The sequence below is a fragment of the Aridibaculum aurantiacum genome (genome assembly GCF_017355875.1).
GTDB lineage: Bacteria > Bacteroidota > Bacteroidia > Chitinophagales > Chitinophagaceae > Segetibacter > Segetibacter aurantiacus.
Window position 1 is genome coordinate 1,070,949 of record NZ_JAFEWC010000003.1, and the last position, 11,430, is coordinate 1,082,378.

Genomic DNA, 11,430 nt, shown 5'->3' on the forward strand with positions numbered 1-11,430 from the left:
GATTAACTCGGATTCTCATTGGTAGATTTCACTACGACTTACTAATCCTCCTCGTAAACAACAGTTTACCTGTTCCAGGTAGACACCGCGCCATTATGTATCAATTATATTAAATGAATGATCATGGAATTGGAGGAATACGATGTCAAAAGATTGTTAGTGGATTACAATGGTAATCCTACTCCTTGTTACCAGGCTTATATGAAATACCGTCAAGAGTATGATAAAAAAGTAGCTGAGCAGGCGAATGCATACAACCAGGCAAGGCTATCTCCAATGAAATTCCAAATGTGGCCAATTGTAGGAAAATCATATAGTGATGACGTGAACGAGGCTTTGAACAGGTGGATCACTTTAGGTTTCAAAAATGAGGTTGAAAAGGCAATAAACATCCTGCGATCCCAAGGGGTAGATACGAATTCATTTTCTTAAAAGATAAAAAAGGAAGAAGCCGAAAATCCATAAAAGAGTAGGCGCATTAATTCAATTCAAAATTCGTAGAAATGTCACAAGATGTTTTTAAAATTCTTTCCGATTTGCAATACAAAGCTGTCGGTTTAGATCCAAAAACCAAAAAAATGCAGGAAGGGTATTTTGTTTCTTTTAGAAATGTAGGCTTGCCTATTCCTGAGGCTGATTTTGCTAATCCATGGACACCACAGGGAGCAGAAATGAAAAAGATTCTTGCAGATGCAAAAACAGCTTCTACACCTCCTGATAAGGGAAGTACGCCTGATGGATCTGGAGAAGTAACACCTCCGGCTGAAATAGATGTTAACCAGGTGATAACGGCTGGAATTGCCCAGTCGCAGGTTAACTACCTGAACACGTACTTCCTTACTAATGATAAGTTAGCAATGAGTCCAGAATACACCGTTATGCCGTCTGCTGGCCATGTAGAGGATGCATGGTTTGCCATCATAAACGGGGCTACCGCTATACCGCCTAAAACACAGGTAAATGATAGTATGAAAAAAGCTTTGGCTGACGCTCAGGCTAAGCTTATGGATAAGGATGGTAACGTAACGCCAAAGTATAGTAACTACAATACTTATCGTGATGCTTATTATGATAAGGTGAAAGATCAGAACAGGGCATACGCGGATGCTTTTTCAGATCCAGCTGCTTTACGTAATTGGCCTATTGCAGGAAAAATATACCAAGATGAAGTAAACAAAGCATGGAACGAATGGCAAAGCTTTGGCAACAAAAATGAAATCGAAACAGCAATAAACCTACTGGCTAGCCAGGGACAAGATCCGGCAGTTCTCCTTATAAATAGGGCAAAGCAAAAATGGGAAAACAGTCTTATACAGTTTGAAAAAATTGGCTCAATTCCGTACACTTTTATGCTGCCTCGCAAATGGTATAGTGCCAACGAAAACGGAGGGTGGATGACTTATAATAAAACAGATTTTCAATCACAGGCTCATGCTTCCTCCTCGCAATCTGCATGGGGTGCATCAGGAGGCTTCAGCTTAGGTTTCTTTTCTATTGGCGCAACAGCAAGTGGCAGCCAGGCAAGAACCAATATGAACTTAAAGACCAGCGGTTTGGAAATATCGTTTAGCTATTGCACCGCTGATATTAAGCGTCCATGGCTCGATACCAACTTGCTAAACCTGGGTAATTGGTTCTTAATGGGTGATTACAAAAAGAATTGCATTTCCGATGGCACCTACGGCCAGGAACTAAAGTCAGCATCAGACAAGTCTACTTTCTTACCATCAATTGTTACAAGCATCATCTTAATTAAAAATTTAAAGATTAAGTGGTCTGAGATGAATTCACAAAGGTCAACGCTGGAGAAAGCTTTGAAGGGTGGGGGAGCTGTAGGATATGGTCCATTCATGGTTGGTGGATCTTACTCTAGCAATAACAAGAAAAGAGATTTCTCTTATCGCTTTACCAGCGAAGGATTGGTTTGCGATGGTGTTCAATTATTAGGATATGTCTCCGTTATCAACCCGGCTTCACCAAGGCTCGATTCAAAAGAATACATGAAAGATGTAAAACCAGCAAAGGGCACTACTTCAGGAGTAAACCCTGTTAGGTAATTCCATTTTTTAACCACAGTTGATTAATAAGCCAGTACGGTGATGCCGTACTGGCTTTAATAAAACAATATATGGAACAAGTAGATTTAATGAAAAACATCAGGGATTTTTTTATTAGCCAATATGCTATTAAGAATAATTCATCTCGTTCTTTCGTAGCTTTTGAACCTTTAGCTCATATGATCTCTCCTGATGATTTCGGATCAGACCCAACAAGAGCAGCTGATCATTTATCACGACTATGCGACAAAGTACCCCAGGTAAATGATGTATTCATTGCTGATGGAACAAGAACTCTGAGTGGAACATATGGAGAGTTAATTGCTTCCGCTCAGTTCAGTGATAAAAGAATAACTGGAGACCCTACTCCGTACATTGGTTTATGGGGAAACTTAAAATCACTTGCTGACAGGCTATATAACAATGGAGCACGTGCATCAACAGAAGATGGCGGTACCGAAACCATTTATTTAACTCGGGCTACACCTGCTAATTGGTATGACGCTAATAGTTCTATATGGACCCGTAAAACGATTACCAAAACAACAACCCAAACAGTACCTGGCCGTGGTGTAGGAAACAAACAACCGCCCATTATTAACAGTAAACTAGTTTGGAAGGAAAGCGTTCTGGATACAAAGCTGGTTCAGAATTCAAACATCATCAATATTGTAAAAAATCCATTGCTTGTAGATAAGATTAACCTGGCTACTAAACCTGTTGCTGCCAAGCCCAACGCTGCTGAGCCTGTTACTACTACCATAGGCAGTACACACTTAAACACTGCAGCAATTGCAGGTTCGGCCAGGTTGATGAAAAAGCCAGGAATGATGACTGCAGAAAAAGTGACTGCCAAACCTGTTGTCAACCAGGTATTTCAGCCGATCAATATGCCTGTTGCGCATGCGACTTTACAGCTCAATAAAGTGCCGACCATCAATAGGCAGGTTTATAAGGCTATGAATGTTGTGGTTCCATTTCAACAAAAAGTATTGCTTAATAGGGCAGTTGGTCGTATAGATAATTCTACCACGCAGGAAGTGAAGTCGACTGATTTTCAGCTTGACTTTTCTTACACCCTGGTAAGCCTGGATAGACCGTGGATGGCTGCAGATGTAATTGATAACGCCAATCTATGGTATGCACTCACACGCAAAGCTGGTTATTACTCTACAGGTGAAGTATCTGCTGAAAACAATGGTGCCATTCGGGCAATTCCAAAAGCGATGATTGTTATTAAAGATCTTTCCATAAAAGCACAATGGACTGAAGCAGATAGAAAAGAAGCTACAACCTCTATTGGTTTAGGATGTTTTAATTTGGCAAATAGTTCATTTAGTAACACAAATGAACTGAACGCTCCAGGGGTGATGATACTTGGATGGGTGTGTGAAGTTCTGCCAAAGCTTCCAGCAAATGATGACACTAGTTTCAATTGAGAATTTTTGAACGTTAATATTTAGGCCATTTCACTGATTGAAAAATAAAGGATTTGCCCAACCGGCAAATCCTTTTGTGTATAGGTAAATACATCATCTGATCGTTTTGATTAGCTCATTTCCATCTAGTACCACTACTTCAACAGTTGAAAGTTTTGGCATTGTTTCTGTTTTGCTATACATGCTAACCATTTATTGTGAAGTATGATTACCGAAGAGCAAAAGGAAACGCTTCCGTTTGAAGCAAAGTTGAGGCTATATACACTGGAAAACACCATGGAGGCAGCAGTAGTGGAAGAAGAATACGAAATTGCTGCTGAATGTGTTCGTAAAATAGAAGAGTTGTTTAAACGTGCCTAATGTACTGATTGTGGTGCGCTTGGACAATTAACTTAATAGATCTAGTGCCGACGTTCCAAACTGAAGAACTGAGCGCCGGTTGTTTATTTGTGCATGGCCTGCTTCAATAGTTAGTTATATAGCTGGGTTAGGTGCACCCATAGCCGAAATAACTCTTCATCGGAAATTATGGAGCCTGTAGTAAAAGGGCCAATCTGATGCATGCAACTTGTAGGTGTTAAGCCCAATATTGTATTGATCTCATAAAAAACATTGGAGAAAGAAGAAAGATTAAAGCATGTTGTATCAGTTCTTTGAAGACCTTACATAAACATCTCCTGCCGATGTTTCATCAAATTCTTGCTTTTGCACAAGTTGCAGTAGATCATCTATGCTAACCCATGTTTTTAATGCAAAATGATCTTCGCGGCCAATAACATAGTTGCAGGTTGAATTAGGATAGTGCTGCCTTAAGTATTCTAAAGCTTCAACGAGCGTAGCTTTCTTCTCAGGAACTGTATACTCAAATGACAAACATCCAAATGGTTCATGTAATCCTTTCAGCACTTCCAATTCATAACCTTCAACATCAATTTTTATAAAAGCAGGTCTTCCATATGTTTGGATTAAACTATCCAAGGTTACTATCTCAACTTTTTCTACTGATTGAACATTTGCGCTTGCAAATCTTGTTTTTTTCAGTTCGCTAATCCAGTCTTCATTGAAGCTGGATAATTCGGAATGATTTGCAACAAAAAATTCTTTAACCTCATTTTTTGCACCAGCCCCTTTTTGGAGAACAGTGGCCTTGTTTCCATACAATGCAGCAAGGATCTCTGTACAATTGCGCTGTGGCTCTACGGCTACAACCCTCGCCTGCAACTGTAGAAAAACCTTAGTTTTAGAACCTATATTGGCTCCGATGTCAAAACAAAGATCATTTGGCATCACCAGGTTCTTATAAAAGTCTATCTGGCGTTTTGCAATAGCTGCATGTTTTCGGTCATTCTTTGTAGGAAGAATCTTTTTCTTCAACTGTTCCAGTTTGATGTAATTCGGCCTGCCCAAAATTCCCTGTAGGATATATTTAATTTTTTCCAAGTGTTATGTTCAATTATGTTAGTCAATTTAGCTGTTGTACAACCATTTTATATTCAAGTATGGCATAAGAGATAGTGCCAGGAGAACTCTTAACTTTTCTACTATCAATCTACAACCCTTAAAGCTAGGATTGAATATAGGTTAAGTAAAGTTCATCAACTTTATAAACAAAAATAAGGTCTTAAGCTGTACTGCTCTCCAGGTGGAATGGAAAGTTCTGCTAGCTTCCTTGCAGGTTTTGTTAGTGGGGCTAAAGGATGTAATTTCTAATCGATTTTCCTACATAGTCTACAACCTGATTTTAATAAAACACCGGTACATTTTCAAAAGTACCATTGGTGACCATGATGGATCCAGGCGTGCCATAGGTATTGCTGGTGCCTCCAACCAACGGTGTTAGCTTGCCCGAGAAATGACCGTTGATACGCCTGTTGGCATAGGAAGTAATGGTAAAGCTCATGCTATCTGTTGCATAACGGGTATAGCCATTTGTATTGTTGTATTCTAAGAAATGCTGGTTCCCAAATGAACCTTTGTGCACGTAGGTTTTTGCCTGCAAGCTGTCAGTATAAAACAAAAAGCTTAATTCCCCGGTTGTACTTACAAGTGAAAGTGCATAACGATAATAGTCTGTATTGTTGATGGTGTAGGTGTCTTTTTTGCACGACAACTTGTGGTAGCTGCCTGCAAAATTAGTGCGGTCATTCACCGTCGTTTTCACCAGTGCACCATTCACCTGGTAACTCATAGAAATGGTAGAACCATTGGCAATTTGCTCTTCTGCTTCCAGCATGGCACCTGCAATGGTTTCCTTAGCACAGGAAGCTATAGTGAATGCTATAAATAAGCATGCTGCTATTTGTTTTATCATGGTCTTGTTTAGCTGTTTCATTACTTCTTTAAGATTATCACATTAGTCGTAGCTCTCTCTTCTCTTCAGGCTAAATGGAAATACTAATCCCAGCCTGAAATAATTATTAGATCCGCCTTTAGCCCTGATGGTTTCGAAGTGAAGGTTCAGGTCGAGCGGGGATGACCACAACGAAAACAGGTAACCCGTGCTTGCACCGAGGACGACGCCGTTGTACTTAAATTCTCTTGCACGTCCATTTACATTGAGTGCTGTTATGCCAAATAAATTATAGCCTACCTGCGGTTCCACGTAAAATCCGTTTCCCTTACGATTCAATGTATAACGGTACCCGAATTTCGCCGGAACCATGATGGTGCCGTAGGTATAGCTGTTGTCGTACAAACTAAACAAATAAGCTGCTGCTTCAAATGTGATGTCGTCTCCTTCAGTAATGGGGTAGCCAGCTTTTAAATATAAACCTGCACCGAGTTTATAATCTTCAGTGTCGTTTCCCACCATCTTTATCACACTGAGCTGCGCGTACGATTGGGTGGCGATGAATAGTAATGCAACGAGGAAAAGCTTCCTTGCCATGATGTTTAGGGTTGAAATGAGGGGTGAATGTAGGAAAGAAGAAGTCAAAAGTCAAAAGGCAAAAGGGGAGAATGAAGAACAGCTGTCAGCTGTCAGCTATCAGCTGTCAGCAGTGAGCGGTGGAAATGATTGTAGTAGCATGAAGTCAAAATTCGAAAGTCAAAATGGGGAGAAATTAAAAAGCAAAAAGTAAAAAGAAAAAAGGAGAAGTCAGAATTCAGAATTCAGTTGTCAGCGGTCAGCAGTCAGCTATCAGCAGTGAGCAGTCAGTGGTGAGTAATCGTTAATCTCTCTTCGTCGTGCATCTCTGTGCCGTTGTGTCGCTGTGGTTCAAAAGTCAAAAGTCAAAATTCAAAAGTCAAAAAGGGGAGAAATTAAAAAGCAAAAAGTAAAAAGAAGAATGAATAAAGAAGTCAGCTAGCAGTAAATCAGAAATAAGCAATCTCACCTAACAACTAACATCTAACATCAAACACCTCACTTCTCACACCTCACGCCTTAATTCAAATCCGACATCACAATTCGGAAATTCCAAGTGTACTTCGTAAATCGTACCTCGTACTTGGCTCTCAACTCACTTCCTTTCGCACCCGCATTCCCACCTGTACGATTCTGAAAAGTTTACTGTCGCCTGTGCCATTTCTTTATCCACCTTGTATTGTGTCGACTTTACGCCGGAGGTTTTAAAATAACCGGAGAGCCATGTGATGTTACCCGTTTTTGCATCATACTTATACCTGCCTGTCTGGCCATTGTCGAGCCACCTGTAAGTGCCGTCTGCTTTCAATGCAAAATATCCTTTGTACTGGAAACTGTAGGCCGGGCTCCTGTTAGGACCATTCCACACCGATTGGTGGCATGTATAATTACCAAAAACCAATCGGCCTCCATAGGTTTCTTTAGTAGGCGGCGATGTCTTTACCTGCTTCGCATCTTCCAGCTTTTTCCATTCCGCCATGGCTTTAGGTAAGTCATTATCATAACGACGTACGAGGGATGCATCTTTAGCAAATGCCTTTTGCAGGAAAGGTTTTGCAGCCTCTTTGTTTCCCTGTGCGGCAAGCGAGATAGCCATCATATAGTTTATGTAAGGTTGCTCAGCATCACGCGCAAGTGCCAGCCTGAACCTTGTTTCAGCACTGCCGAGATCATTCTTCTCATAGTAGCCTATACCATACAGTGCCTCTTGTCCTGCTGTATTCATGGCAGTTTCCGCACCAAATGTTGCACTCGATCTTTTTAGCCTGTCAATGTAAGCATCCAGACCAGTGAGGTTAGTTGTTACCGGGTTGTTGTTTGGAGGATTGTTTGCAGGAGGAGTGCTTGTAGCAGGAGGATTATTTGCAGGCGTGGTTTGAGTGGCCGTGATGGTGCCTGCAGGAACATCCTTTTGATACCTGTCCTTGAGTGATGGATTGAGACGAAAAGCTGCATCCAGGTATTCCTGGGCTTGTTGCTTCTTGGCCGCATCATTTTGCCTGATCAATGAAATGGCCAGTTGATAGTTTGCAAAGGCATTATCTTTTTGCTTCTTCACCACGTCCATAAAATACCATTCTGCCGAAGAATAATTCTTCGCATCAAAATATCCTTGGCCATACAGAAAGTCAGAGCCGGCAGAAAGAAAACCGGTTTCCTTACGCGGCCCGGCATTATCATCCTTAAGATGCTGAATATACTTGTCCAGCTCATCTTTTTCCTGCGCAGATGCAACTGAAGAAAACAATAACATGCAAAGCGCAAATATCAACAGCGGTGTTCTCATTGGTTAGTTTTTCGAAGACATAAAGTAAAAATTAAAAATTAAAAATAAAAAATGGAGAGCAGGCAGCTATCAGCAGTGAGCTGTCAGTGGTGAGTGGTCAGCAGTGAGTGGTCATTGGTGAGTGGTCATTGGTGAGTAACCAGCAAACTCTTCGTCGTGCATCTCCGTGTCGTTGTGCCGAAGTGGATCGAAAAAGTCAAATTTCAAAAGGCAAAAAGAAGACCAGTCGGTGCCACCAAATTCGCCAATCTTAAGTCCGACATCAGAAATTTTAAGTCGTACTTAATTCTCACGCCTCACACTTCATACCTTTTCCCAAATCCGACATCCTCAAATCAGAAATCAGAAATCCCAATCGTACTTCTAAAATCGTATTTCGTACTTACCTCTCACTTCTCCCAATCCCAAATCTAAAATCTTCAATCATAAAATTAATCTATATGCTTCCACCGTCTTACCATTAAACGTAGGCAAGTAGATGATACGTTTACGAGGATCATAACCTATATCAGCTGTATTCTTTTTATCAGCTCTTGTATCCAGGAGCGTTTGTACTTTGCCATCAGCAGAAACATAATATACCAGTCCAATCCATGAAGTGACAATAAAGTCTCCGTTGCCTACCGGCTCTACACCATCACCACCTTCCGGAAGTTCAGCAATTGTTCTTAGTTGTTTGTTGGCATCTGCAACGACAAATGATTTCCCTGCTGCTATGTACAGTTCATCATTAATTGCTTTCAGACCATTTACATTGGTTAGGTTATCCAGATAAAGCGTAGGTATATCATTTTCAAACCGCCATACCTTCCCGGTCCTGGAGTCGGATACATACACTATTCCTTTTTTGGTGGCGGTTACATCATTTAGTGCAACAGCACCATCCACTTTTATTTTCTTTTCGATCTTCCCGCTCTTCAGGTTCACCACCACTACTTCGGTGATATCAGCTACATACAGCCTTTTACCTACTATAGCCATGCCTTTAGGTGCGTTCAGGCCTGTAACCCAGGTGGTATCAATGATCTTCCCTTCCGGGGATAGTTTGGCCACACCACCTTTTCCATCTGCACCCCATGCCGGCCCGTCAATCAGCGATACATACAGCACTTTCTTGGTAGGTAACACCGACTCAGGAACGGCTATGTTATTATCTGTCGACCAGATCTTTTTTAGAGAATACTGCTGTGCACCTGACTGTAAAGTGATAGCAACGGCAAAAAGGCAAAGTAACTGTTTCATAATGACTGTTTGCGGGCTAAGATACGAGGGGGGGAAGTATTAAGTCAAAAGTCAAAATTCAAAAGTCAAAAGGGGGAGAATGTAAAATGTAAAATGAAAAAGAAGGGGGGAAATTAAAAAGCAAAAAGTAAAAAGAAAAAAAAGAGAAGTGAGAAATTTAGCTGTCTGCTAGCAGCAATCAGCCATCCGTACTTCGTAAATCTAAAACGTACTTCCTTCTCGCCTCATACCTCATGCCTTGCCCAAATCCGACATCCCAAAATCAGAAATCAGACATCCAATCGTACTTCTAAAATCGTATCTCGTATTTATCTCTCACGCCTCACAGCTCATACCTCATGCCTTCCCCAATTCCGACATCCCAAAATCAAAAATCAGAAAATCCCCATCGTACTTCTAAATTTGTACCTCGTACTTACCTCTCACGTCTCATACCTTGGCTCTAAAATCCGACATGCTCAAATCAGAGATCAGACATCCAATCGAACTTCTTTCTCCACTCTTCCTCCCAAATCTTAAATCATAAATCCGAAATCTTAAATCTTTTTTCAAACTCTCTCCTCGCCAGTTCCATTACCAGCGGGTTTTGCAGGCCGGCATAGTAGGCCGCTAACGGCTCATTGTAGTTTTTGCGAAGGAGTTGCTGGTAGAGTTCGTAGGAAAGTGCCAGTGCAGTAAGCACGGTTTCATCAGAACCATCATTCGCCGGTAGCGCTATGGTTGGTTTTAAGAAGCCCCTGATATAGTATTCTTTTTCTGCAGCAAACCCTAATTGGTTGGGGTGAATATCGAGCGGTTCCAGCGAGAAGTACAGGTGGTCGATCAACAGGCCAAGGTCCACAAGATCTATCACACCACCCTGCTCCAGTTGCTCCGCGAGTTCTACATCCAGGTCACCGGGCTGTGGGAGCGCAGCCAGCAGGTCGTTGAACAATTGTAGTGTACAGTGGGAATAGCCATCTTCCAGCTGCCCGTCCACCATATGAATCCAGCTGCCCTCCAGGGCCAGTTCCGCCTCAGCAGACTTCAGCACTATATGCGATACGGCAAGGAATGATGTGGTATGGATGTAAAACATGAAGATGGATTGCGGACCGTGATTTAAGATTTTAGATTTTGAGATTGCAGATTTTTTGGCTGCCTGGTGTTGTGTCATCCCGACGATAGGAGGGATCCCCTTGAAAGAGAGGCGTGAGGCATTAGGCGGAAGGGGTGCTGGATGATAATTATGAAGTATGAATGATGAACTATAAGTGATGAATGATGATTGATAAGTTGACGCTCTTCAAACCTGGAACCTGTTACCCCATGTGAAAATGAACCTGCTTTCATACTGAGGATGCCTCCTTCGTCGGCATGACAGCAAAATCTGAATGATAAGATGGCGCTTCTCCAACCGATCACATTCACCATTCACTACTGATTACTCACCTTTTCTCCTTTCTCCTCACGCCTCATGCCTGATACCTGATATCCCATGTGAAACTGAGCCTGCTTCATTGCAGGAGATGCCTCCTTCGATGGCATGACTGGCAAAAGCTGAATGATAAACTATAAATGATGAGTGATGAGAAGACGCTCCTCAAGCCTCATACCTCATACCAGATACCCAACTGAAACTGAGCCTGCTGTAATGCAGGAGATGCCTCCTTTGTCGGCATGACAGCGGTGCTGAATGATGAACTATGGTTGATAAATGATGAGAAGACGCTCCTCAAGCCTCATACCTCATACCAGATACCCAACTGAAACTGAGCCTGTTTAATTGCAGCAGATGCCTCCTTTGTCGGCATGACAGGCAAAAGCTGAATGATAAACTATAAATGATGAATGATGAGAAGACGCTCCTCAAGCCTCACACCACACACCTGATACCTCCCAACTCCCTCCAGATCTCTAATCACTTGTCTCTATGTCTTGTCCTGAAAAAAGTTGACCATTTTTTGTTTGTTTTTTTATTGCTACGTTGATGTTTGCCGTCAAAAAGATGCGGTGTCTTGCTCTGTTAAAGCGAGCCGCCCCCGCATCTCTTTAACTACT

General features: G+C 41.7%; 10 protein-coding genes. 4 read left to right on the plus strand and 6 right to left on the minus strand.

Translation table 11 applies throughout. The features are described from left to right. The first annotated feature begins 123 nt into the window (after window positions 1–123). The 4 genes from J4N22_RS18280 (at window position 124) to J4N22_RS18295 (ending at window position 3,856) form a co-directional block, all read left to right on the plus strand. Window positions 124–432 (plus strand): hypothetical protein, encoded by a 309-nt coding sequence (locus J4N22_RS18280; RefSeq protein WP_207496988.1) that lies wholly within the window; start codon window positions 124–126, stop codon window positions 430–432. Between the two features lie 71 nt (window positions 433–503). Then, complete coding sequence (locus J4N22_RS18285; RefSeq protein WP_207496989.1) at window positions 504–2,057, plus strand: hypothetical protein; 1,554 nt, start codon at window positions 504–506, stop codon at window positions 2,055–2,057. A 71-nt stretch (window positions 2,058–2,128) separates the two neighbouring features. Beyond that, window positions 2,129–3,496, plus strand: coding sequence for a hypothetical protein (locus tag J4N22_RS18290; protein ID WP_207496990.1), 1,368 nt, complete (start codon window positions 2,129–2,131; stop codon window positions 3,494–3,496). A gap of 204 nt (window positions 3,497–3,700) precedes the next feature. Beyond that, on the plus strand, window positions 3,701–3,856 hold the full coding sequence (locus J4N22_RS18295; RefSeq protein ID WP_207496991.1) for a hypothetical protein: 156 nt from the start codon (window positions 3,701–3,703) through the stop codon (window positions 3,854–3,856). A 285-nt stretch (window positions 3,857–4,141) separates the two neighbouring features. On the opposite strand, the gene J4N22_RS18300 is transcribed toward J4N22_RS18295, so the two are convergent. The 6 genes from J4N22_RS18300 to J4N22_RS18325 form a co-directional block, all read right to left on the minus strand. Then, window positions 4,142–4,870: an FkbM family methyltransferase gene (locus tag J4N22_RS18300; protein WP_207496992.1), complete on the minus strand. Its 729-nt coding sequence runs from the start codon at window positions 4,868–4,870 to the stop codon at window positions 4,142–4,144. A gap of 367 nt (window positions 4,871–5,237) precedes the next feature. Then, the gene (locus J4N22_RS18305; protein ID WP_207496993.1) at window positions 5,238–5,828 is read right to left on the minus strand and encodes a hypothetical protein; all 591 of its coding nucleotides are present in this window, start codon (window positions 5,826–5,828) and stop codon (window positions 5,238–5,240) included. A gap of 21 nt (window positions 5,829–5,849) precedes the next feature. Then, a complete protein-coding gene (locus J4N22_RS18310) occupies window positions 5,850–6,383 on the minus strand; it encodes a hypothetical protein (protein ID WP_207496994.1) in 534 nt (177 codons plus the stop codon). Window positions 6,384–6,957: 574 nt separating this feature from the next. Continuing rightward, entirely contained in the window at window positions 6,958–8,148 is a 1,191-nt protein-coding gene (locus J4N22_RS18315) for a tetratricopeptide repeat protein (protein WP_207496995.1), read from the minus strand. 423 nt (window positions 8,149–8,571) lie between these two features. Continuing rightward, on the minus strand, window positions 8,572–9,390 hold the full coding sequence (locus J4N22_RS18320) for an SMP-30/gluconolactonase/LRE family protein (protein ID WP_207496996.1): 819 nt from the start codon (window positions 9,388–9,390) through the stop codon (window positions 8,572–8,574). Window positions 9,391–9,910: 520 nt separating this feature from the next. After that, complete coding sequence (locus J4N22_RS18325; protein ID WP_207496997.1) at window positions 9,911–10,468, minus strand: hypothetical protein; 558 nt, start codon at window positions 10,466–10,468, stop codon at window positions 9,911–9,913. Window positions 10,469–11,430: the final 962 nt, after the last annotated feature.